Annotated in this window: 15 protein-coding genes and 2 pseudogenes; 9 read left to right on the plus strand and 8 right to left on the minus strand. The window is 67.0% G+C overall.

Annotated features, from left to right (window positions below; translation table 11 throughout):
• Nucleotides 1-208: 208 nt before the first annotated feature.
• The 4 genes from ACQP2O_RS24115 to ACQP2O_RS24130 form a co-directional block, all read right to left on the minus strand.
• Nucleotides 209-1819, minus strand: coding sequence for a 4-coumarate--CoA ligase family protein (locus ACQP2O_RS24115; protein ID WP_433189275.1), 1611 nt, complete (start codon nt 1817-1819; stop codon nt 209-211).
• A gap of 149 nt (nt 1820-1968) precedes the next feature.
• Nucleotides 1969-2895, minus strand: coding sequence for an alpha/beta fold hydrolase (locus ACQP2O_RS24120; protein ID WP_433189278.1), 927 nt, complete (start codon nt 2893-2895; stop codon nt 1969-1971).
• Nucleotides 2892-4415, minus strand: a complete 1524-nt coding sequence (locus ACQP2O_RS24125) for a flavin-containing monooxygenase (protein ID WP_433189281.1) — start codon at nt 4413-4415, stop codon at nt 2892-2894. The genes ACQP2O_RS24120 and ACQP2O_RS24125 overlap by 4 nt, the downstream gene beginning before the upstream one ends.
• A gap of 62 nt (nt 4416-4477) precedes the next feature.
• Nucleotides 4478-5425 (minus strand): 3-hydroxyacyl-CoA dehydrogenase, encoded by a 948-nt coding sequence (locus ACQP2O_RS24130; RefSeq protein WP_433189284.1) that lies wholly within the window; start codon nt 5423-5425, stop codon nt 4478-4480.
• Nucleotides 5426-5768: 343 nt separating this feature from the next.
• Here ACQP2O_RS24130 and ACQP2O_RS24135 point away from each other — a divergent pair, with 343 nt between their 5' ends.
• The 5 genes from ACQP2O_RS24135 (at nt 5769) to ACQP2O_RS24155 (ending at nt 12574) form a co-directional block, all read left to right on the plus strand.
• Entirely contained in the window at nt 5769-7070 is a 1302-nt protein-coding gene (locus ACQP2O_RS24135) for a PucR family transcriptional regulator (protein WP_433189287.1), read from the plus strand.
• A 235-nt stretch (nt 7071-7305) separates the two neighbouring features.
• A complete protein-coding gene (locus ACQP2O_RS24140; RefSeq protein WP_433189290.1) occupies nt 7306-9417 on the plus strand; it encodes an MFS transporter in 2112 nt (703 codons plus the stop codon).
• Nucleotides 9418-9651: 234 nt separating this feature from the next.
• Nucleotides 9652-10761: a zinc-binding dehydrogenase gene (locus ACQP2O_RS24145; protein WP_433189293.1), complete on the plus strand. Its 1110-nt coding sequence runs from the start codon at nt 9652-9654 to the stop codon at nt 10759-10761.
• Nucleotides 10762-10810: 49 nt separating this feature from the next.
• Nucleotides 10811-11356 carry a 2,4'-dihydroxyacetophenone dioxygenase family protein gene (locus ACQP2O_RS24150; protein ID WP_433189296.1) on the plus strand — a complete coding sequence of 182 codons (546 nt, stop codon included), beginning with the start codon at nt 10811-10813 and terminating at the stop codon, nt 11354-11356.
• A 156-nt stretch (nt 11357-11512) separates the two neighbouring features.
• The gene (locus ACQP2O_RS24155) at nt 11513-12574 is read left to right on the plus strand and encodes an alpha/beta fold hydrolase (protein WP_433189299.1); all 1062 of its coding nucleotides are present in this window, start codon (nt 11513-11515) and stop codon (nt 12572-12574) included.
• Nucleotides 12575-13062: 488 nt separating this feature from the next.
• Here the strand turns inward: ACQP2O_RS24155 and ACQP2O_RS24160 are convergent, their stop codons facing one another.
• Nucleotides 13063-14022 (minus strand): GlxA family transcriptional regulator, encoded by a 960-nt coding sequence (locus ACQP2O_RS24160; protein ID WP_433189302.1) that lies wholly within the window; start codon nt 14020-14022, stop codon nt 13063-13065.
• Nucleotides 14023-14219: 197 nt separating this feature from the next.
• Here ACQP2O_RS24160 and ACQP2O_RS24165 point away from each other — a divergent pair, with 197 nt between their 5' ends.
• The 3 genes and pseudogenes from ACQP2O_RS24165 to ACQP2O_RS24175 all read left to right on the plus strand — a co-directional run.
• Nucleotides 14220-15137, plus strand: a complete 918-nt coding sequence (locus tag ACQP2O_RS24165) for an alpha/beta hydrolase (protein ID WP_433189305.1) — start codon at nt 14220-14222, stop codon at nt 15135-15137.
• A gap of 603 nt (nt 15138-15740) precedes the next feature.
• A pseudogene (locus tag ACQP2O_RS24170) lies at nt 15741-16676 on the plus strand (NADP-dependent oxidoreductase); the annotation flags it as partial.
• 33 nt (nt 16677-16709) lie between these two features.
• A pseudogene (locus tag ACQP2O_RS24175) lies at nt 16710-17468 on the plus strand (nuclear transport factor 2 family protein); the annotation flags it as partial.
• 86 nt (nt 17469-17554) lie between these two features.
• On the opposite strand, the gene ACQP2O_RS24180 reads toward ACQP2O_RS24175, so the two are convergent.
• The 3 genes from ACQP2O_RS24180 to ACQP2O_RS24190 all read right to left on the minus strand — a co-directional run bounded on the left by ACQP2O_RS24180 (nt 17555) and on the right by ACQP2O_RS24190 (nt 22443).
• Entirely contained in the window at nt 17555-17866 is a 312-nt protein-coding gene (locus tag ACQP2O_RS24180) for a hypothetical protein (protein WP_433189308.1), read from the minus strand.
• Nucleotides 17867-18131: 265 nt separating this feature from the next.
• The gene (locus ACQP2O_RS24185) at nt 18132-20468 is read right to left on the minus strand and encodes an ATP-binding protein (protein WP_433189311.1); all 2337 of its coding nucleotides are present in this window, start codon (nt 20466-20468) and stop codon (nt 18132-18134) included.
• A gap of 919 nt (nt 20469-21387) precedes the next feature.
• Complete coding sequence (locus ACQP2O_RS24190) at nt 21388-22443, minus strand: aldo/keto reductase (RefSeq protein ID WP_433189314.1); 1056 nt, start codon at nt 22441-22443, stop codon at nt 21388-21390.
• Between the two features lie 239 nt (nt 22444-22682).
• Between ACQP2O_RS24190 and ACQP2O_RS24195 the strand changes: the two genes are divergently transcribed.
• A complete protein-coding gene (locus ACQP2O_RS24195; protein ID WP_433189317.1) occupies nt 22683-23291 on the plus strand; it encodes a TetR/AcrR family transcriptional regulator in 609 nt (202 codons plus the stop codon).
• Nucleotides 23292-23434 lie beyond the last annotated feature (143 nt).

Genomic DNA, 23434 nt, shown 5'->3' on the forward strand with positions numbered 1-23434 from the left:
ACGCGCGTCGCGGCCGGCGTGCCGTCGATGAGGGGCGTGAGCTGGAATGCGAGCGTGTCGCGGTCCGCATCACGGGCTGTGGCGGCCGGGTCGCGCCCCCCCGGGCGCGGACGGTGCGCTTGTGCTCGGCGGTGATGGCGTGCGCGGTGCTGCCGGGTCGTACACCGTGCAGGCGGGCGAGATCCTCGGGCCGGATGCGCGTGTGTCGTCACGCGGTCGGGGCGCGGAGGTCCTTGCGCAGGATCTTGCCCGATGCGGACTTGGGGATGATGTCGATGAACTCGACCCGCCGGACCTTCTTGTACGGGGCCACCTGGCGCGCGACGAATTCGATGACTTCGTCCGCGGTGAGGTCGGTGCCGGGTCGGCGGACGATGAAGGCCTTGGGAATCTCCTCACCGTCGTCGGTGACTCCGATGACCGCGGTGTCGGTGATGGCCGGGTGGGTCAGCAGCAGGGCTTCGAGTTCGGCGGGCGGAACCTGGTAGCCCTTGTACTTGATCAGTTCCTTGAGCCGGTCGACGATGAACACCCGGCCCGTGTGATCGACGCGGGCGAGGTCGCCGGTGTGCAGGAACCCGTCGGGGTCGATCGTGGCAGTGGTCTCTTTCTCGTTGGCCAGGTAGCCGGTCATCACGTTCGGCCCCTTGACCCACAACTCGCCGGGCTCGCTCAGCCCCTCCGTGGGGTAGGTGACCTCGTTGCCGGTGGCGGGGTCGACGATCTTGTTGATCGTGTTGGGGACGGGCCATCCACAGGAGTTGAGTGGTGCGATTTCACCGAAGCGTTCCTGGCCGCCGTCCGCAGGCATGCAGTGGCTGACCGGGCTCAGTTCGCTCATTCCGTAGCCCTGGATCATCCGCACGTCCAACCGCTCGGCCACGGCGGTGCCGAGTTCGGCGTCCAGTGGTGCGGCGCCGGACAGGATGGTGTGCAGTGATGACACGTCGTACTGGTCGACCAGTGGATGCTTGGCCAGCGCCACCGCGACCGGAGGTGCGATGAAGCCGTAGGTGACGCGGTGTTCCTGGATGGTGTCAAGGAATGCGGCCAGATCGAACCGGGGCATGACGACCAGTGTCGCTCGCGCCTGCAACGCGGCGTTGAGCAGCACGGTCATGCCGTAGATGTGGAAGAACGGCAGCACCGCGAGGACCCTGTCGTCGGACCTCATTGCGAGCAGCGGCCGGATCTGCGCCATGTTGGCCACCAGGTTCTGATGGGTGAGCATGACGCCCTTGGGGTTGCCCGTGGTTCCGGAACTGTAGGGCAACACCGCCAGGCGCGTGGCGGGGTCGAGGTCGATCTGTGGTGCCGGGACGTTGTGGGCGAGCAGGTCGTCGGCGTTGGCGTGTCCGGTGGCGGCATCGCCGTCGCCGTCCAGGACGATCAGACGCTCTGGCGCGATCCCGACTGTCCGTGCCGCCTCCTGCGCCTGCGGGAGCAACGCACTCACGGTGATCAGCATCGTCGCGTTCGCGTCGGTGAGCTGTTTGGCGATGTCGTGGGCGGTGAACAACGCGTTGATGGTGGTCGCAGTGGCGCCCGCCCGCAGAATGCCGTGGAAGGCCACGGCGAACAAGGACGAGTTGGGCGCCAGCAGGCCCACCACGGCCCCGGCACCGATACCGCGAGCGGCCAGCCCGCCGGCCGTCGCGTTCACCCGCTCGATCAGCTCCCGGTAGGTGGTCCGCGCGCCACCGGCGGCATCGATGAGCGCGATCCGGTCCAGATCCGACTGGCCGATGTTTGCGAAGAGCAGGTCGAACACGCTCACTTCGGGGATATCGACGTCGGGGAACGGGCTGGCGAAACCCATGAACGGCCTCCATTGGTCGTGCAGCGATCAGAGAGTGGTCGCTGCGCCCTGCGACAACGCGATCAGGTGGACATTGTGTGCCGCTGTGCCGAACAGCCGGCTGGTCAGCAGCAAGTTCTGGACCATCCTGTCGACGACACCAACACGCCTCAGGGCGAGGCCGCACGGCGACGGGAGGCGGCATGCCGAGGTGTCGAAGCCGCCGGCGATTGAACTGAAGGGCCGGTTGCGCGTTCGGCCGTTGTGAGGAACGCCAGCACTCGGGTGGCGAAGTCGTCGGGGCACTCGATCTGCGGCATGTGACCGACACCGGCGAACAGTTCGTGCTCGGCGTGCGGGAGGAGTCGACGCGCGGTGTCGAGGTGAGCGGCGGGCAGGATGCGGTCGCGGTCGCCCCAGATGACGAGCGTGGGGCGTGGATGCTTCGCGGCTGCAGCGGTCAACTCCGCGCGCCAACCGGCCTTGACCCCGCGGAAGGTGGCGAGCGCACGCGTGGTCTCGAGAAGTACCGTGCTCGTGTCCGGTCGGCCGGCGATGGCCAAGGCGTGCTCGATGCGCGCCGTTGTCACCAGCCCTGGATCGGCGAACGTCAGGCGTTCGGTCATCCGTGCACTGCGACGCGTGGTCCGCCGGCCTAGTAGATCGCCGAGGACGGGGACGGCCAGCAGCCGTAGCGGAAATGCGACCTCGGTGCCGAAGCCCGCGCTGTTGGCCAGCACTAGGCTCGCGATCCGTTCCGGATCCAGGACGAGCAGCTGCATGGCGAGCGCACCGCCGAGCGAGTTGCCGATCACGTGCAGAGATCTCTGCTCGCCAAGGATGTCGAGCGTCTCGAGCACGCCGCGTGCCAACACCTCCAGCGTGGCGTGCTCGGGCGAGCGGGCCGAGAACCCGGAGCCGGGAAGGTCGAGGGCGATCACACGGTGAGTACCGGCCAGGCGTGGGTACTGGGGTGCCCAGTCCTCGAGGCTGCGGCCGATGCCGTGCAACAGCAGCATCGGCGGGTTGGCCGGGTCCCCTTCGACCCGGACGCGGGTCCGACGGCCGCGGACGGTGATCATGGCCGGTGTGCTCATACAGCCGCTCCCGATGGGGCCGTCACAGCCGCTCCCAGCGTCGCGTCGGTGAACATCAGGGCGGGGTCATCGATGGGGTCCTTGCCCAGCAGGACGCGGTCGAGCTTGTAGTTCTGGGCGACCTTCCAGGGGCCGTGTGATCCCTGCTGGGGGAACAGGTGCATGGCGCGGCTGAGATATCCGCTGCCCATCTCGATGTAAGGCCGTCGGGTGAGCGTCGGGTCGTTGGCAACCGGGGTGACGGTCGCATAACCGTGCTGGTCCATATAGGCGAGCAGCCGACAGAACCAATGGGCCACCAGGTCGGCCTTGAGGGTCCACGCGTGGTTGACGTAGCCGACGGTGAAGGCGAAGTTGGGAACGTCACTGACCATCAAGGTCTTGTAGAGGAGGTGATCGTTCAGGTTCACCTCCTCTCCGTCGACGTGGAGTGGAATCTTGCCGAAGGGCACCATGTTCAGTCCGGTGGCGGTGACGATGATGTCGGCCTCCAGTTCGGTGCCGGACTTCAGCAGGATCCCCTTCTCGGTGAAGCGGACGATGTGATCGGTGACCACCGAGGCCGCGCCGTTGGAGATGGCCTTGAACAGGTCGGAGTCGGGGACCACGCACATCCGCTGGTCCCACGGGGCGTAGTGCGGGTTGAAGTGAGTGTCGACTTCGTACCCCTCGGGGAGCGCACCCGTGTTGACCTTGCGGATCAGCGCGCGCATCTGCTTCGGGAAGCGTCTGCTCGCGCCGTACAGCATGATCTGCTTGTTGATGTTGATCTTCCGGGTGATCGCGTAAGCAATGGGGTCCGGCAGGAGGCGGCGCAGCGTGTTGGCGATTGGGTCCTGGCGCGGGGCCGGCATGACGTACGACGGTGAGCGCTGCAGCATCGTGACGTGACCGGCGGTCTCGGCCATGGCCGGGATGAGGGTCACGGCAGTGGCGCCACTGCCGATGACCACCACCTTCTTACCGGCGTAGTCGAGGTCCTGGGGCCAGTGCTGCGGGTGCACGATCTCGCCCCCGAAGTCCTCACGTCCCTCGAACGCCGGGGTGTAGCCGTTCTCCGTGTCGTAGTACCCGGCAGCGGAGAACAACATGGTGCACGAGACGTCGATCTGCTTCCCGTCACTCATCCTCTGGAGCGTGACGGTCCAGAGCCCCTCCTCCGACGAGAAGTCCGCCCGTATCACCTTGTGTCCGAGGTGGATGTGCCGGCCGAGGTCGTTCTCGTCGATCGTCTCCTGTAGGTACTCGAGGATTTCGTCACCGTCGGCGATCGCGTTCTCCCTGGTCCAAGGCTTGAACCCGAAACCGAACGTGTGCAGGTCGGCGTCGGACCGGATGCCGGGGTAGCGGAACAGATCCCACGTCCCGCCGATCGCGTCGCGCGTCTCGACGATCGCGAAGGTCTTGCCGGGCTGCTCCGCCCTCATGTGGTACCCCATGCCGATGCCGGTGAGGCCGGCACCGACGACGAGGACGTCGACGTGCTCGAAGTCGATGGTCTTAGCGCTGCTTCCGCTCATGTCGGTTCTCTCATCTCGTTTGCGGCAAGGCGCGGTGTTGGTGGTCCGGCGGACGCCCAGGGCTACTCCGGCAGCATCAGGGACACGATGTCGGCGACGGCGGAGATGTGGGGGGCGTCGAGGAAGCCGGGCCGGGCGTAGGCCGGGTCGGGGTACTCGTAGTAGCCCTTGCCCGTCCGTACCCCCAGCAGTCCCTTGTCGAGGAAGTGCTCCTTGATGTAGTCCGCGTTGGCGCTCATCTGCGCATCGCTGCTCTCCCTGCCCCAGAAGACCAGGACGTCGTACGCGGTCTTCATGCCCACCATGTCCAACATGCCCAGCGGTCCGACCGCGCGCCCGCCGATCATGAACGTGCGGTCCACGTCTTCAGGTGTGGCGATTCCGTTGGTCACCAGGGTCTGAGCCGCATTGACCAAGGGAACGAACCAGGTGTTGACGATGTAGCCGTTCTGCTCCTTGAGTACGGGGATCGGCACCATCCCGATCTCGACGGCGAACTCTCCCACCTGCGTGAGGGTCGCCCGTGAGGTGCCCGGGTGAGCCATCAGCTCGGCGAAGTTCATCGCCCAGATCCCGTTGCCGAAATGCAGTGCGCAGAACTGTTCCGGGCGGCCGGTGTCCGAGGCGAAGTCGCTGGGCAGGAAGGTGGAGGAGTTGGTCGCGATCAGGATGTCCGGAGACAGGAGCCCTGCCATCTCCTGGTAGACGGCAGACTTCACTTCCGGGATCTCCGGCACTGCCTCGATCACAAGGTCGGCATGTGCCACGGCTTCGGCCAAGTCGGTCGTGAACCTCAGCCGATTCCTGGCGGCGGAGATGTCCACCTGGCTCGCACCGAGTTCGGACAGGTAGATGTCGGCGTATTGGTCGTGCGCGGTCCGGCAGCGCTCGATGGCATCCTGCGCGATGTCGTACACGACGACCGTCTTGCCGTTGAAGGCGCTATGCCAGGCGATCTGCCCACCCAGCACACCCGCCCCAAGGACCGTGAGGTTCTCCAGACGCGACATGAGCAATCGTTCCCTTCCTCAGCCGACGCGCACGCAACCGTGACGCTTCGCGGGGGACTGCATGGCCCCACGCGCGTTGCCACAGGCTGATGCCGATGTGCGATTTCCTGTCACCCGGCGCCGGTGTGAGCGCGGACACAACGTAAGACGATGGCAAACTCTTGTGCTCGTGCAGCAACACCAACGTCGCCCTCGGCGTTTGTCGTCACGAGACAAGCGACTGTCCGGCCGGGTTTGAGACCCGGGCCACGACTCGGGGAGATTCCGCCGGTACCGGCGAATCGGAACAGCCGCCATCGGGGCGCTGTTGACACCCGACAATCGTGCGAGTAATCCGGGCGACATGGAGGTTGCCTGGCCACCGATCCGCGACGAGCCCGCATACATGGTCTGGCGCGACGTGCTGCAGCCCATCGCGGTCGAGATGCGCCTGTCCGCTGCCGGCATCGCCGAGCAGTCGATCTCACGTGGACGAGACGAGATTCCGCGCATGTTCCCCGAGGCGCAGATCATCGACGAGGCCACCTCCAGCACCGAGGAGAGCCTGCGCCAGCTCGCGCAGATCGTCGAGTTCGGGGAGGACCCGAGAGAGGCCGAGCCGCCGCTGTCGACCATCGCGATCGTGCGCGCCACGGTGTGGCGGCAGGTTCCGCTTGCAGACCACATGCGGTTCTACCGTGTGGCCCAGGAGGTCCTGTGGGAATGGCTGCTCGCGCGCCTCACCACGACCTCGCGCGACGCAGCGCAGCTGGCAACCGCGATGGAATTGATCTCAGGCTGGCTCTTCGCTTACGTGGATCATGCCTTGGTCCGCGTGGAGCAGGTGTACGAGTCCGAGCGAGAGGCGTGGCTGCACGGAGCCGCTGCCGCTCGAGCCACCGCGGTGGAGGACGTCCTCGCCGATCGGGAACGCAACCCACAAGCCGCAGCCAGGCGCTTGCGATACGACCTCAACCGCCACCACATCGCGATCATCGCGTGGGTGGATCACGTGCCCGACGGACGCGAGCCACTGGTCCTGTTGAGCGAGTCGATCGCCGACATTGCTCGGTTCCTCAAGGCTGAGAGCAGCATCACCCACCCGTTGGGGGCTCTGGCGATCGTCGGCTGGCTCAGCGGCCGCGGTTCCTTCGCCACCGACGCCACGAAGGCGCTCGACAACGCTTCCCGAGGGCTACACCTCGCCCAGGGCGTCAGTCTGGCCGCCGGCGAGCCGGGCTACCAGCTCAAGGGGTTCCGCCGCACGTATATCGAGGCTGGTCACGCGAGACGAGTCGCATCTCTGGTCGATCATCACGGCGCGACCCTGACGCGGTACCGCGACGTCGCGCTCGCGGCACTTTGTACTGCGGACAGTGATCACGCGCTGACATTCGCCAAGCGCGTCCTGGGACCGCTGGCCAACACCGACGAGGTCACCGCTCGGCTGGCGTCAACGCTGGCGGCCTACTTGCGTGCGAACCGGAGTCGGACACGGGCCGCAACGTTGCTGGGGGTCCACCCCAACACCGTCAGCTACCGGGTCAACCAGGCCGAGGAACTCCTTGGCCGCAGCGTCAGCACCGACAACCTCGAGCTGCAGGTCGCGCTGGCCCTGCTACCCACGTTGCAAAAGCTTGAGCACACCCGGGCTCTCGAGAGCTGACACGCACGCGGTTCGGGTCGGCACTGTCCATCGGTCTCAAGCACGCCACGTGTTCGGGGCCGCTCAGACTCCGCAAGCATGATCGTCGCTGCGTGGCTCGGCGGCGGCTGACCGGCGATGCCGGCTGCCGCACCGTGAGGAGCCCTGTCCGTCTCGTCGTTGTGACCGGCTCACAATCAACGCCTCGCGCATGTCGCCCAGACACATGGACGCTTGGCTGTGACGCGGACCACACTTGCTGGCAGTCGATCACACCCCGCTACTCGGGGTTCCGCAGCTGACGTGTGAAGACACCGCGTCCGTCCTCGCTCATGAGCGCCGTCGAATTTCGACCAACGCAGAACCACGTCCGCGCGCTCCATCGCGCCCGATCAATCGAGGTCTCGTGACTGCAACTCCTGCCACCACCCAGTCCCCACCCTCCGGCGTCCGCCGGCTCTGGGACCGGGAGCTCCCTCACTACCCGGATACGGCCGCGCGGTGGACGTACCTCGCCATCACGGTCGTCATCACCGTGGCCCTGTACTACCAGCTGTACGTCCAGGGATCGGTCGCCACCCGCATCATCGCCGAGTACGGGTTCTCCTTCACCGAGTTCGTCTTCGTCACGGTCATCGGCTTCGCCGTAGGGGCATTCGCCGCTCTGGCCGCAGGCCTGGCGGACAGGTGGGGGCGTGTCAATCTCGTCGTCATCGGCTTGCTCCTCACCGGCCTGCTCACCACCTTCGCAGTGCCCAACGCGCCGAACAAGACTGCCTATACGGCCTTGATGGCCTTGGTCTTCCTCGTCGAGGGCGTCATCTTGATCGTGACACCTGCCCTCATCCGCGACTTCTCGCCACAGATGGGCCGGGCAGCCGCGATGGGCTTGTGGACCCTCGGCTCCGTCGTCGGCTACCTCGTCGTCACGTCAGTGTCGAGCAACACGGTGGACAGTCATCCCGACTGGCGCTTCCAGTTCCACCTCGCCGGTGGGTTGGGCCTCGCAGCGTTCGTGCTCGCCGCGCTCGGCTTGCGCGAGCTGGCTCCACGCCTACGCGATCAGCTTATGGTCAGCACCCGCGACCGCGCCCTCATCGAGGCGCGGGCCCTCGGTCTGGACGAGGAACAGGCGCTCAAGGGTCACTGGCGTCAAGTCCTGAAGGCGGATGTCGTGATCTCGGCCCTGGCCATCAGCACGTTCCTCATCTTCTTCCTCGTCGTCGTCGGTTTCCTCGTCGTCTACATGGCCACCGTCTTCGGCTACAGCGAGGCTCGCGCGAACTCGCTGGGCAACTGGTTCGCGGGCAGCACTGCCGTGGTGCTCGTCGCAACGGGCCTGCTGTCGGACCGGCTCCTGGTGCGCAAGCCGTTCATGATCGTGGGTGCCGCGCTCAGCGTGTCCGGCACCATCGGCTTCACACTGGCAGCGACCGAGCCGTCGACCGGCTACCGCACCTTCGTCGTCTGCTTCGTCCTGGCGGGGACAGGACTGGGCATGGCCTACGTCGCCTGGATGGCGAGCTTCACCGAGACGGTCGAGCGACACAACCCCGCCGCGACGGCCACCGGCCTGGCGATCTGGGGTTGGATCCAGCGCCTGATCGCGACCGTCGCGGTGGCGGCCCTCACCCTGGTCGTCCCCGCGACGTCGGTGCTGGCCGACAAGGGATCACGACTCGCCAAGATCGTGAAAACGTACCCGGACCAGGTCGCCGTGCTGCGGAAGGTCGACGCATCCACCCTGGCCGTGCTCCGGAACAACCCGAATGACCCGAACGCGCGAACGTCCGCACTGTCCGCTCTGTCCGGGGCGCCGGCGGCCGACGTCCGCAAGGCGATCACGCTCAGCACGAAGTACGCCGACCAGATCGCCACCAGTAAGGCGATCGAACCCGCGACGCTGCAGGCATTGGGCACACACCCGACGGACACCGGCACCCGCACCCAGGCCATCCAGCAGATCACGAGCGCCCTCGGCATCTCGACGGACGCAGCTGTGCATCGGCTCGATGCCCTCGCTGCGGTTCCGTCGGCCGATCTCGCCTTCCTCCGGGCCACCGGGCCATCGATGGAACAGGCTGCGACCCGTCTTCAGTCGGTCTCCAAGGTTCCCGCCGAAGACCTCGCCTACCTGTCCGCGAACGGCGCAAAGGTGAGCCAGGCGCAGAAGGACAACCCCCGGCAGTGGCAGCGGTGGTGGTGGTTGTGTGCCATCGGCCAGTTCCTCTTCATCCCGGCCATCTTCTTGATGACGGGTCGATGGAGCCCGCGCAAGGCGCGCCAGGACGCTGAGGCGCACGAGCGCATGGTGACCGCCGAGCTCGACGCCTTGGCTTCTGAGAGCAACGCCCCGCAGTCCACCTGATCCGCCCCCGAACGCCCCCGTTGCGGGGGCGTGTGGTCCGTTCGCCTCGCCTCGCTCGTGGTTGTCGTCTCACCACAACGACCAGCCAGAACTTGGCGTTCGGTAACGAGCGGCTCGCCGCGTCGCGCTCGTACGTTGTGCCGAAGGTCACGATGACGAGGTGAGGGTTCCGTCAGCACCGTGACCGCTGTCACCAGGGTGGTGAAGTCTCCCATCACTCGGAGGAGGAGTTCCATGGACAAACGCGACTCGCCCCACAGCATGGACGCGGTGGTCATGATCAACGGTGGCCTCAACCTGGTCACCGCGCCAATCCCCACTCCCGGCTCTGGCGAGGTGCTGGTCAAGGTGCTCGCCACGGGGATCTGTGGCAGTGACCTGCACTGCCTTGCGCACACCTCCGAACTGCTGGCCAGCACCAAGGCGGCAACAGGCATCGATCTCTTCAAGATCGATGAACCGGTGGTCATGGGGCACGAGTTCTGCGCGGAGGTCGTGGAGTATGGTCCCGAGACGCGCGGGACCATCCCGCCCGGCACCCGCGTCGCGTCGCCCGGGTTCCTCCTGCGCGAGCCGGTCGTCCTCCTGGGCTACGGCGGCCCCGACATCCCAGGTGGCTACGCCGAGTACATGCTCCTCTCCGAGGACCTCCTGATCCGGGTGCCGGACAACGTGCCCGACGAGATCGCCGCCCTCACCGAGCCAATGGCCGTTGCCCTGCACGCCGTCAACCGCGGCGACCTCAGCCCCGACGACGTCCCCCTCGTCATCGGGTGCGGCCCCATCGGACTCGCGGTGATCGCCATCCTCAAGATGCGGGGCTTCGGGCCGATCGTCGCCGCCGACTTCTCGCCCTCGCGGCGAGCCATGGCCACGGCCCTCGGGGCCGACGTCGTCGTCGACCCGCGCGAGACCTCGCCGTACGAGTCGTGGAAGGAGGTCGCCGCCACTTCGGACCCCACACGCATGGGACCCCCGAACGTCATGTTTCCGCCGGGATTTCGACCGTCGACAGTGTTCGAGTGCGTCGGCGTGCCGGGCATCATCCAGCAGATTCTGGCCGGCGCGGCCGCCAACTCCAAGGTGGTCGTCGTGGGTGTCTGCATGGAGCAGGACTCGTTCCACCCCACCGTCGCGATCCTCAAGGAGATCGACCTGATCTTCAGCATCGCGTTCTCCCTGGAGGAGTACGCCGAGGTCCTCGGGCACCTCGCCTCCGGCGCACTGCAGGCCGCGCCCCTGATCACCAGCCGGGTCGGCCTGCACGAGGTGCCCGAGGCATTCGCCCGCCTTGCCGACCCCGAGAAGGAAGCCAAGATCGTCGTCCTCCCCGCCGCCCGCTGATGCCTCACACCCACTCGTTCTCAGCGCTGAAAGGCAGGCTCGCTCCACGATGACCGCCACCGACATCACCTCCGAGAAGACGGCGAGCAAGGTCCCGGTCTTCTCACTCCCGCAGACCGAACTGCTCACGGTCAACATGGCCGACATCCCGGTCCTCAAGGACTCTCTGGGCCCGGGCATCGACTTCCAGCCGCTGTTCCTTGACCCCGAGATCGGCGTGTGGTCGGTCATCGGCACGTTCGCCCCCGGCGTCGAACTGCCCATCCACCTCCACACCGGCCCGGTCCACGGCTTCACGCTCAAGGGCGAATGGTTCTACAAGGAGTACCCGGACCAGCCACAGACCGAGGGCTCCTATCTCTATGAGCCGGCCTCGTCGGTCCACACCTTCGCCGTCCCGGAGACGGCCACCGAGCCGACGATCGTGCTGTTCATCGTGTACGGCGCCAACGTGGCCTTCACCGACGAGGGCAAGTTCCACTCGGTCCTGGACGCGGTCACCGTGATGAAGCTGACCGAGCAGGCCGCCCTGGCGCAGGGCATCCCAACGGTCAACTATCTGACGGGTGGCACGGCCAAGTTCAACAACGCCTGATCCCGTATGCCGGATGGCCGGTCCGGGTGTTGATCCGGCAGCCGGACCGACCGACCACCACCCCATCACCCCACAGGCCACCCGCCCGAGTCATCTGGGCAGTGGCCCGCCCTGGCCGTCGCCGGGTTCGCGAAACCCGGAGAGAAGGAACCCGTCATGGCCTTCACTGATCACCCCACGCGCACCGTTCGTACCAACGGTCAGCGCATCCACCTGCACATCGCCGGCACGATCGGCCCGCTGATCCTTTTCTGCCACGGCTTTCCGGAGTCCTCGTACTCCTGGCGTCATCAGCTCGACGCACTCTCGGAGGCCGGATACCGAGCCGTAGCCATGGACATGCGTGGCTACGGCCGTTCGTCCAAGCCCGCCGACCTGGCCGCCTACTCCATTTCCAGGCTGGTGGAGGACTGCGTTGGCGTCGTCGAGGCCCTTGGAGACTCGACCGCCGTCATCGTCGGACACGACTTCGGTGCGCCGGTGGCGTGGACCGCCGCATGGACCCGCCCCGACGTCTTTTCCGCGGTAGTGGGTATCAGCCTGCCGTTCGCCGCACGCGGGTTCGCGGCCCTCCCCGGCGATCCGTTCGGCAAGGTCCGGCCGAGCAAGGTCCACCTCGACCTTGCGGGCCCGGACCTCGTCTTCTACCAGGACTATTTTGCCCACCCCGGCCACGTCGCCGAGCAGGAGATCGAGGAGGACCTACGCTCCTGGCTGACCGGTGGCCTCTACAGCCTTTCGGCCGACCGCCCCATGCCATCGGAACTCGCCGCGGTCGACCTCCTGAGCCTCCCCTACGAGTCGGTCGTGGAGTTCGTGCGCGCCTCGATGTGCATTCCGAAGGGCGAGAAGTTCGCCGTCCGGATGGAGGTGCCGGACGAACTGCCGGGCTGGCTGAGCCAGGACGATCTCGACTATCTCGTCGCGGAGCTGGAACACAGCGGGATGCGGGCCCCGCTGGCCTATTACAACAACATCGACCTGGCCTGGGAGGAGCTGGAGAGGTTCGATGGGCGGCCCCTGACGGTGCCGGCACTGTTCATCGGCGGCGACCGCGACGTGGGCACCATTTGGAGCCAGGAGGCCGCCGCACGGTCGCACGAGCTGGTCGAGGACCTGCGCGGATCAGTCATCGTCCCGAACTGCGGGCACTGGATCCAGCAGGAGCACCCCGAGGCGGTCAACCGGGAGATCCTGGCCTTCCTCGAGGGGCTCTGACCCTCCGATGTCCCGGCGCCTGCGGCCGTCCAGGCTCCCGCGACGACCGGATACGGGTGGAGGTCTGTTCGCTGAGCTCGACATAGCGGCAGCGTCGTGCCGAAAGATCAATACCGGCTGGCGAGATCACTGGCCATGTTCTGGGAATGCCGTCCTATCTGGGACATCTGCCTATTCGGCCTTGCGTTGATCACCAGCGAGCGCCCTCCCCATCGGTGCCTGCTGGCTCAATCTGCGAGAGGGCTGATGACGACTGTTCCGCAAGGCGCCCCGGGCCGGCGCTTCGCCCCTGGCGGGCATGCTTCCGGAGGGAAGACGGCCTCCTTGCGAAACGTCTCTTTGGTGGTCTGGAACCTACGGCTGGCGTGGCATGGGACAACACCGGAGGCGCCGGCCGTGATCGAGGTGCTCGTTTCCGGTTTGCGGCGAGGTCCCAATGCCGGGCCGGTTCATCGCCGTGTTCGGAGAGGGATGCCTGCGGGTGATGTTCAGCGGTTGGGCGACAAGGCGCCGCGGAAGGTGCGCCGGTAGACGAGCGGGGAGACACCGATGGCGGCATGCAGGTGTTCTCGTAGCGACGTGCCGCCAGCGAAGCCGACTTGGCCGGCGATCTCGTCCACCAGCAGGTCGGTGGTTTCCAGGAGGTGTCGTGCCCGGTCGACGCGCTGCTGAATCAGCCAGCGTCCCGGGCTCATGCCCACCTCTTTGGTGAAGCGGCGGACGAAGGTGCGCAGGCTCATGTGGGAATGCTCGGCGAGGTCTGCCAGGGTCATCGGCTCGTGGAGGTTCTCCAGCGCCCACTGGCGGGCGGTGGCCGTTCCGCTGGCCGTGGTCTCGGGCACCGGGTGCTGGATGTACTGCGCCTGTCCTCCTTCGCGCCATGGGGGGACGACGCACATGCGGGCCACCTGGTTGGCGACTTCGCTGCCGTGGTCCTTCCGGATGATGTGCAGGCAGATGTCGAGCCCGGAGGCGGCACCGGCCGAGGTCAGCACGTCTCCGTCGTCGATGAACAGGACGTCAGGATCCAGTGCGACCAGTGGGAACCATTCGCGGAACAGGCCCGCAACCACCCAGTGAGTGGTGGCCGGCCGTCCGTCGAGGAGCCCGGCGGCGGCGAGGACGAAGGCGCCGGTGCAAATCGATACGAGGCGTGTGCCAGGAGCCACGGACGCGAGCGCCTCCACCACGGCCTGTGGCACTTCCCGGGTGACGGCGGTGGTGACGAAGGGTGGAATGAAGACGGTGTCAGCGGTGCGCAGTGCCTCGGGACCGTGCTCGACGGTGATCGAGAAGTCGGAGTTGGTGCGGACCTGGGGGCCGTCGACGGTGCAGGTGAGGACCTCGTAGCGGCCGTCCGCGGCCCCGAAGACCCGGCTGGGAATGCCCAGTTCGAAAGGGTATACGCCGTCGGCGGCCAGAACGACGATTCGGTGAACGTGCGCCATGGCAGGATCCCGTCGGAAGTTGGCATTCATGCCATGAAGACTGAGTTGACTTTCTAAACCTAGCACTTCTAAGGTCGGATGCGACAGTCGAACCGGCTGCGCACCTCCGCAAGACGCCCTCGCTCCTCACGCGTTCCCGAAGGTAAGGAGCATGCGGGTCTTTGGTGCGCCCCAAAGATGCCCCATGGAGGTGCCGCGTGTCTGATCACGCCGCCGTTGAGCTGAGCCCAGAGGCGATCGAATTTGCGGACTGGATGGCCGGACTGGTGATTCCCGAGTCGGAGTTGGATGCGACGCGCACCCGGGTGGAGAGCGTCCATCTCAAGGCTCGGGAGCCCGAAGGCGTCACCTATCGGGAAGTGGATACGGGTGGCGTTCTGGGGATCTGGTGCGAACCGGTCGACTCCAACACCGACTATGTTCTCCTGCACAGTCACGCTGGCGGCTCCGTGCTGTCGTCGGGATTCGTCGACCGAAAGCTCGCAGGCCATGTCGCGAAGGCCGCGGGGGCTCCGGTACTGGTCCTGGACTTCCGGCGGGCACCGGAACACAAATACCCGGCTCAGCTGGACGATGCGGAGGCGGCCTTCAACTGGCTGCTCTCCGAAGGGTATGTGCCGGGGAACATCATCACGATCGGCCACTCGATCGGCGGGTTCATCGCTGTTGCCCTGGCGCTTCGCCTCCGAGACAAGAAGCTGCCCCTGCCCGGCGCCATCGTGTCGATTTCCCCCTGGTGCGACCTCGAAATCGCTAACGAGACCATGGACACCAACGCCGAGACGGACAAGATGCTCAGCAAGGGACTGCTGGAGTTCTTCCGGGAGTCCTGGGTCGGCGGCACGGGCATCGAGTTCACGGACACGAGGATCAATTTGAACCGCGCAGACCTGAGTGGTCTGCCCCCGACCCTCGTCTCCTGGGGAACGTACGAGATCCTTGCGGGGGAGGACGAGGAGTTCGCTGCTCGCGTCAAGCATGCAGGAATCGACACGGCGACCGTTGTAGTGCCCGGCGGCCAGCACTCATACATCTACGGCGCCGGCCGCGTGCCGGAGGCCGACGCCGCAATCGCGCAGATCGGCGCGTGGGTCCGCGAAAAGATAAAGATCTGACCGGTCCGAGCTTGGCAGCGGCAAGATCCGTTCGGCGGAAGGTGCGACGACATGCTTGCCGCACGACTGAACCTTGATGCGCTGAGTCCGGGGTCAAGGAGTTGCCCATCCCGGAGCCACAGCCGGGGTACACGTGAGAGGGAGAGCCGCCGGGGTCTGGCTCTCGGGCCGAGCCTGACGGCGAAATCGCGGCAATGTCGAAGGGCTGCGAATCCGGGATCCCGGCCAACGTGGATGCCGGCGTCACCGCGTTCTCAGCCAAGCCGCCGTCGAAATCGAGACCGATCGTGTCGTGCCGGACGCTGTGTCCGCGCGGTGGGCCGCTATTGCACAAACCGCACAGATCAAGCCCGGTGAAGCGGTGAGGGCGTGAGGGTCGGCGGTGTCGAGTCGCCGGGCCTCGGGCGTCGCAGCGGCCGTCCGTGACCCCGAAGCCCGGCTGGGAATGCCGAGTTCGAGAGGGCGGGCCCCGCCGACGGCTGGCGCGACGACCGGCGAACGTACGCCATGGCGCGATCCCGTTGAAAGTTGGCATTCATGCCATGGCGTCGAAGAGCGACAGGCAGCGACGCTGGACGCATGACGAACACCATCACCGCCACGATGCGCGCCATCCGTCAGGAAGCCCACGGTTCTCCCGAGGTGCTCAAGGAGGTTGAACTTCCCCGGCCCGAGCCAGGCCTGAGTGAGATCCTGGTCGCCGTCCGCGCGGCCGGCGTCAACCCGACCGACTGGTGGAACCGCGCCCAAGCCCTGACCATCGACCGCCTGCCACTCGTCTTGGGCTGGGACGTCTCCGGAGTGGTCGAGGCCGTCGGTACCGGCGTCACCCTGTTCAAGCCGGGTGACGAGGTCTTCGGCATGCTGCCCTACCCCTACGGGGTCGGCTCCCACGCCGAGTACGTGACGGCCCCTGCCCGCTCCTTCGCCCACAAGCCCGCCGGCATCGACCACGTCCAGGCTGGTGCCCTCCCGCTCGCAGCCCTCACGGCCTATCAGGCACTCGTCGATACCGCCGATGTCCAGCCCAGGCAGCGCGTGCTCATCCACGCGGCCGCCGGCGGAGTCGGTCACCTCGCCGTCCAGATCGCCAAGTCCCGCGGTGCGTACGTCATCGGCACGGCCAGCGCCGCCAAGCACGACTTCCTGCGGTCCCTCGGAGCGGATGAGGCCATCGACTATCACACGGTCGACTTCGCCGAGGCTCTCACGAACATCGACGTGGTCCTCGACCCGATCTCGTTGGACACCGGCGCCCGCGCCCGCTCGCTCGCCGTACTGCGCCCGGGCGGCACTCTCGTCTCGATCCTGCCGGTACCCATCGACGCCGAGGAGCTGGCGAAGATCGCCGAGCGGGGCATCCGTTTCGAGTCCCTCCTCGTCGAGGCCGACCGGGCCGGAATGCAAGCCATCGCCGGCCTCGTCGAAACCGGCGCCCTGCGCGCTCACATCGAGGCCACCTTCCCGCTCGCCGAGGCGAGCAAGGCCCACGCCCTCGGCGAGACCGGCCGTACGACCGGCAAGATCGTGCTCACCGTGGAGGGGACCGGGAAGGCGCAGATTGCCGTCCGGGTTCTCAGGGCCGCGTTCGAGGGGGGCGACACGGCCGTCATCGATCGTTTCGTGCGGCCGGACTACATCCAGCACAACCCGCTGGCCGCCGACGGCCCCGAGGCCATGAAGGCCTTCGGTGCCGCCTGGCTGCAGCAGTTCCCGGACGCCACGTACGAGGAGAGTCGGGTCATCTCCGAGGGCGACCTGGTGCTCCTGCACTCCAGCGGCGTCCTGACCCCCGGCACCCCCGGGCTCGCCGTCTTCGACATCTTCCGTTTCCGGGACGGGAAGATCGCCGAGCACTGGGACATCCTCCAGGAGGTGCCGGCGACCACGATCAACGGCAACGACATGTTCTCCACGCTCAGCCGGCCGCAGGCCGGAGCGCCGGGGCAGCGGTGGTTCACCGCGTACAACAAGAAGCTCGTCACCGACTACGTCGACCAGCTCCTGGTCCGCAAGGACTTGGCCGCCATCGACACGTACCTGGCCCCCGAGTACCACGAGCACAGCCCGAACATCCCCGACGGCGTGACGGGCGTGAAGGCCGGGCTGAGTGCGTACTTCGAGCAGTTCCCGCAGCTGAGCGTGGCGCCGAAGCGGGTCATCGCGGAGGGCGATCTGGTGGCCGTCCACAGCCACTACGTGGACACGCCGGGCGAGCGCGGCCGGTCGGTCATCGACCTCTTCCGGGTGCGGCACGGAAAGATCGTCGAGCACTGGGATGGCTCGCAGGACGTGCCGGAGACCTCCGCCAACGACAACACGATGTTCTGACGGCCGCCGGGTCGTTAGCGGGCGCGTTACGACGCTGGGTAGCGGTCTCTAAAATATCTTCGCCGTTCAGCTCTCCGTTTCGCGCTTCAGGAAGAGAGAAGCATGGACGCATTGGGGCACGGGGTGTTTGTGACGCCCGCCATCTCGCAGAGCACCGGCACCCTGAACCTTCCCAATGGGGATTCCATGGTGTGGTCGCCGATCTCGAGGACCCTGATCTCTGGCGAGCGCGACGCTGTCGTCGGCGAGGAGGAGCCGAGCCTGGAGGGGAACGCGCTCATCCCGATCACAGCGACGGCGTGGCCGGCCGCAAAGACCCCGCCCGAGCGGACGACCCCGCCGACATCGGCCGCTCCCGGCGCTACCTCGACGACGCGGACCGGCTGCTGAAGGCTCACCCACACCTGTGACCTGGCCCTGGGGACGGCGCATCGGGAGAAGCCGGCCCCAGGGCCGCATCGGGGCGACCTGGGGGCGAGGGATCGATCTGTTCCCGTCATCGATCATCATGCCGACCGACCGTGATCGTCGGCATCGGCAGAAATACCTGCTCCCTACCCGAAGAATCGAGGCTCGGGGCGAAGCCGCCGCACCGCACTCGCGTCATCGAAGTCGTCCACCACCGCAAGGTCACCAAGCAGCGCTTGGCCGCCGTCGGAGCGTTTACGGTGTGTCCTCCTCCGATGCCTTCTGTACGATCACCCAGGTCGCGACCTGGGTGCGGGAGTTGACGCCGAGTTTGGCCATGATGTGCTCGACGTGGGCCTCGGCGGTGCGCGGGGCGATGACGAGGGTGGCGGCGATCTGCTTGTTGCTCATCCCTTGGGCGACTAGTTCAGCGACCTCCCGCTCTCGTGCGGTCAGCGGCGAGGATGTCGTCACCGCCGCCAGGATGTCCGGTCCGCCTTCTGCCCGGGCGCCGACTGCCTCGGCGATGGCCTGCTCCACCGTCAACTGGCAGCCTTGCCGCAGCGCACGGGTAAAAGCTTGTTCTCCCAGGCTGTTCTTCAAAGCGTCGAGACACTGATGATGACGGCGCGGGAGCAGTACAAAGGGAGCGATCCCGGCGGAGCGGCCGACGGTCTCGGCGGCACCCAGCATTCGGGCCGCGTCTTCGCGGTGACCCTGGCCGGCGAGAGCCAAGGCCAGGATTTCGATCGCCGACGTCATGTTCTGCCGGTCGTTGAGAGCACGCCCGACCAGCAAGCTCTCCCGCGCCGCATGGATGGCGCGTTCGTTGTCGCCGCAATTCCACATGTGGAAGGCGAAGGATATGAGCGCCCAGGCACGGCACCAGCTGTCTCCGGCGCGATGGGTCAGCGTGAGGGCGCGCTCGAACGGCTCCTTGGCCCGCGGCTCCTGGCCCAGGCAGCCGAGGACCGCTGCGAACACAGGCAGGGTGAGCACGACACCGAATTCGTCGCCCACGGCGGTGTACTGTGCCACGGCCCTTTCCAGCAGAGTCGCTGCTTGCGCGTGGTCGTTCTGCCAGTAGGCACCGAACCCGCAGACCATGTATATCTGGGCCATATAGGGCGGGTCGTCCAGCCGATCGGCCAGTGCCCGGGCTTCGGCGATCAGCGGTCGGCCCGCCGCGAAGTCGCCAAGGAGGTACGCGAGCAAGGCGTCGGCGCATAGTGCTCGTCCGCGGGTCGTGGTGGGCGCGGGGTTCGCGTGCAGCATTCGGTCCAGCCAATGGCGGCCCTCGTTGTAGAACGCGTTGGCCAGCCAGTGCGGCCGGTGCAGGTCGGTGGCCATGCGCAGCCCGATCTCGGCCTGGCCGGGCTCGGTCAAGCAGAAGTCCATGGCGGCGCGCAGGTGGGCGTGTGCCAGCCGGAGCCGGGTGAACCAGGTCGCCTGCTCGGGCCCGTACCATTTCGCGGCCGCCTGCTCCGCCAGATGGGCATTCCAGTCGCGGTGCCGGTACAGAAGTGACCGCCGCTCGGGTTCGGCCAGGTGCATCTGGCCGAACTCGCGGATGGTCTCCAGCATGCGGTAACGGGCCTGGCCGGCGTGTTCCTCACGCAGCAGCAGCGATTTGTCCAGCAGGGCGTCGATCAGGTCGATCACGTCTTCCTGCTCGATGCCGTCGCCAGCGCAGACGGCTTCCACGGCCTCCAGATCGACGTGCCCTGGGAAGATCGACATACGGCTCCACAGCGCCTGCTCGGCGGGTGACAGCAGCTGGAAGCTCCAGTCGATCAGGGCGTGCAACGTCCGATGTCGTGGCACGGCAGCTCCGTGCCCGCCGGTCAGTAGGCGGTAGCACTGGCTGAGGTGCTCGGCGAGCCGGCCTACTGACAGGTTCCGTAGCTGCACTGCGGCCAGCTCGATCGCCAGCGGGATCCCGTCCAGGTGACGGCACAATCGGGCGACGTCGCGCTGATTGTCCTCATCCACACAGAAACCGGGCGTCACGGTGGTGGCACGATCCACCAGCAGGGTGACCGCGTCGAAGAGTTGCAGCGCCCTGGGGGTCAGCGCTTGATCGGGTTCGGGGACGGACAACGGCGCGACACTCAGCTGTCGTTCTCCGGTGATCCCGAGCGACTGTCGGCTGGTGGCCAGGATTCGCAGCGTGGGCACGGCGCGCAGGAGATGCCCGGCGAGCCCCGCACAGGCGTCCAGCAGGTGCTCGCAATTGTCCAGCACCAATAGCGTCCGCTTTGAAGCCAGGAAATCAATCAGCGCCTGTAGCGGGGTGGCTCCGGAGTGGTCGTCGCGCAGGCCGATCGTTGCGGCCACGGTCTGCAGGACGAGCGCGGGGTCGGTGAGACTGGTCAGGTCCACCAGCCAGACGGAGTCATGGGCGCGGTATTGCTGGGCTGCCGCCCGCCGGGCCAGCCGGGTCTTACCGACACCACCCACCCCGATCAAGGTCACCAATCGGGAGACGGTCTGCAGCCGCCTGATCTCGGCCAGTTCCTGCCTGCGGCCCACGAAACTGGTCTGATCAGCCGGAAGGTTGCCGGCCTGCCGCGCGAAGCTGGGACCAGCCACGAGATAACGCTAGGACAGGCAAAGTCGCTGGTCAACGGATGCGGATTTGCTCCGATGTGCCCTGCTCAGAGGTGGATGGCAGCGAGCGTCATCCAGCACCCGCGGAACGTCGACCTACGCGAGGCCACCCCTCTGCCACGGCTCGACGCCTGGTCGAGCAAGTAGTTCGCCCCGCACCGTCGCACCGAGACCATCGCGGCCATCGCCACCGTCACGGGCACCGAACCGGAAGAGGACGCGATCACCACTCCTGCGCCTCGTCGCGCAGACAGATCTCGCCGTCCCCGACCTCCGTGACTGTTTGGCGCTGAACACCACGGTGGAGTTCGGCCGCACGGACGAATCCGTGACGGCGCTGGTGCCAAGGCATGTCCGACCGCATCGAGGGTGCCTTTCGCGCCCTGATCGGGGAGGGGCAGCGCGCCGGGGAGATCGTCCCTGGAGTGACGCGAAGGTCCTCCCTGCCTGCTGCTGAACACTGTCAACGGCATGCGGGCTCACGGCCCGTGTCGAGTCGGGCCCGAACGCCTCCTCGGGGTCCGCGACCAACCACTTCGGTGCCACGCTCAGCTGCGGGCCGGCACTTCGCGCCCGCCACGCCGGCGCGGGCTGTGCTCGTGGTACTCGGGGCCCACGTATGTGTCGATGGCGGCCTCGCGGACCGGGAGCTTCCTGGGGGATGTCCCGATGCTCGGCGGTCTTCCGGTCCTGGAAGCGGAAGACGGCGAGCCTGGGGGCGCCGGGGGTCAGGACGCCGCTGGAGTGCAGGAGTACCAGGGCGCCCCTGGGAGATGACTCGCTTGGTTCGTAGATGATGCGTCTCTGGTCCGGTTGGGCCGACCGCCGGGTGGCTGCCGTCGGGTTGCCGGGCTTCTGGGGCAGAGCGGTTCCCGAGGGCCAGGTCCCACGCCTTCGGGTGTCAGGCCACCGGCGTGGCCGGGGGGAGCATGCGGTTGTCGTCGCCTCCCTGGACGGCGTCTCGGACGCCGGCGCTCGCCTCGTGGGGCACGCCGAGAGGGATTGCGCTGACGACGGACAGGCGTGCGAACTGCTTCGAGGTGAGTTGGGTGTCCAGGGTGCCCAGGTAGTCGTCGAGCTGGGTGAGGTTGCGCGGGCCGATGATCGGGATGAATGAAGTAGACGCCTGGGAGGCACGCTCACGGAGCCAGGCCACCGACACCTGGGCGGGCGTCGCGCCGGTCTCCTCGGCGATGGCTAGGACGGTGTCGACGACGGCGGTCTTCTGCTCGGTGCTCTCGGTGTGGATGACCGCCTTGAGATCGGTCAGCCGTCCCTCGGCGCTTCGGCGGTACTTGCCGGTGAGCAGTCCACCGCCGAGCGGGGACCACAGGGCGGCACCGAGTCCCAGGCTCTCGGCCATCGGTAGCAGCTCGCGGTCGGCGGTCCTCTCGACGAGGCTGTACTCGAGCTGGATGCCCGTGACCGGTGCCCAGTTCTTCAGGTCCGCGAGGGTGACGGCGCGGGAGACACGCCATGCGGGGAAGTTGGACAGGGCGGCGTGGAGGATCTTGCCGGACCTGACCAGGTCGTCCAGGCCGCGCAGGATCTCCTCCATGGGCGTGAGGTCGTCGGGGAAGTGGACCCAGTACAGGTCGATGTAGTCGGTGCCGAGGCGCTTCAGGCTCGCCTCGAGTGAAGCGACCATGTTCTTGCGGCTGTTGCCCGTCCTGGAGATGCCGGGTTGTGGGGTGGCGCCGTTGGTGAACTTGGTGGCCAGGACGAAGTGGTCCCGGTCGGCGGCGACGAATTTCCCCACCAGCTCTTCCGACTCGCCGAACTGGTAGCCGTCCGCGGTATCGAGAAACGTTCCGCCGGCCTCGGCGAACCTGTCGAACATTCGGCGTGACTCGTCCGGGTCGGCACCGGCACCCCAGCCGGTGCCGAAGTTCCCTGTGCCGAGTGCGTACTCGGAAACGCGTAGTCCTGTTCGTCGTCCGAAAGTCGTGTAACGCATCAGGTCTCCTTGGTGCTGATTTCGCATCGATGGTCGGGGCGGGTGAGGCGTCGAGCAGGACGATGGCCCGGCGGGGCAATCAGGGGGCCGAGCGAGCCCTGGATGGATGCGGCGCCGACGAACCACCCATCCGCGTGCGGCGCGATGCCGGGCGTGGCTAAGTAAGACGATCGGTCTACTTAGAACTCCACTGTAGCTGGGCCACCAGCCTATGTAAAACGATCGGTATCCTTAAGGTTGTGATCGAACCTCACCCCGTACGTCGGCGTCGTGGGCGTGGCGCCCGGGAGCGGATCCTGAAAGCGGCGACCGAGCTGTTCACGGCGCAAGGGATCAACGCGACCGGGATGGAGCAGCTGTCGACCGTCGCCGAGGTGTCGAAACGCACTCTCTACACGCACTTCCCCAGCAAGGACGAACTCGTCGAGGCATACCTGCAGTCCCTGGAGGACGATCTCCTACCCGTCGCCCCGTCGCTCGCCCAACCGACACCGAGCCCGCGTGAGCAGCTCCTCGCCGTCTTCGACTGGAAGCTGCCGGAAACCACCGTTCCCTTCCGGGGATGCCCGTTCCTGAACGTCAGCGTCGAGGTACCCGACCCCGGGCATTCCGCCCACCGGCTGGCCGCGGCATACAAGAGGGAGTTCGCCCGCCGCCTTACGGACATCGCACGGCAGGCCGGGGTCGCCGACCCGGAAAACCTCGGTGAGCAACTGGCACTGCTCTTTGACGGCGCGGCCGCACGCGGCACCGCGCTCAACAACAGCCACACCGGCGCGTGCGCGCGATCCATCGCAGAGGTGTTGGTCGATGCCGCCCTCGCCGGCGTCGGCCGGGCATCTCCGTGATGAGGTCGGCAACCTTCCGCGCGAAGTCGTCACCATCCGTGACGGACGGGAAGGCGGGCCGACCGTCTCGGAGCCGCCGCCCGGGAACACGCGTGGCCTCGAAACGCCGGGCGGCGAGCGACCGGCAGCCGACGCAATCCGGG

This window comes from Actinoallomurus sp. CA-150999 (genome assembly GCF_050942425.1).
Classification (GTDB): Bacteria; Actinomycetota; Actinomycetes; order Streptosporangiales; family Streptosporangiaceae; genus Actinoallomurus.

Coding starts and splice junctions, on each gene's coding strand:
- ACQP2O_RS24155 (WP_433189299.1), top strand. CDS start 11,513: ATGGCCTTCACTGATCACCCCACGCGCACCGTTCGTACCAACGGTCAG.
- ACQP2O_RS24120 (WP_433189278.1), bottom strand. CDS start 2,895: ATGAGCACACCGGCCATGATCACCGTCCGCGGCCGTCGGACCCGCGTC.
- ACQP2O_RS24125 (WP_433189281.1), bottom strand. CDS start 4,415: ATGAGCGGAAGCAGCGCTAAGACCATCGACTTCGAGCACGTCGACGTC.
- ACQP2O_RS24135 (WP_433189287.1), top strand. CDS start 5,769: ATGGAGGTTGCCTGGCCACCGATCCGCGACGAGCCCGCATACATGGTC.
- ACQP2O_RS24160 (WP_433189302.1), bottom strand. CDS start 14,022: ATGGCGCACGTTCACCGAATCGTCGTTCTGGCCGCCGACGGCGTATAC.
- ACQP2O_RS24145 (WP_433189293.1), top strand. CDS start 9,652: ATGGACAAACGCGACTCGCCCCACAGCATGGACGCGGTGGTCATGATC.
- ACQP2O_RS24115 (WP_433189275.1), bottom strand. CDS start 1,819: ATGGGTTTCGCCAGCCCGTTCCCCGACGTCGATATCCCCGAAGTGAGC.
- ACQP2O_RS24130 (WP_433189284.1), bottom strand. CDS start 5,425: ATGTCGCGTCTGGAGAACCTCACGGTCCTTGGGGCGGGTGTGCTGGGT.
- ACQP2O_RS24150 (WP_433189296.1), top strand. CDS start 10,811: ATGACCGCCACCGACATCACCTCCGAGAAGACGGCGAGCAAGGTCCCG.
- ACQP2O_RS24190 (WP_433189314.1), bottom strand. CDS start 22,443: ATGCGTTACACGACTTTCGGACGACGAACAGGACTACGCGTTTCCGAG.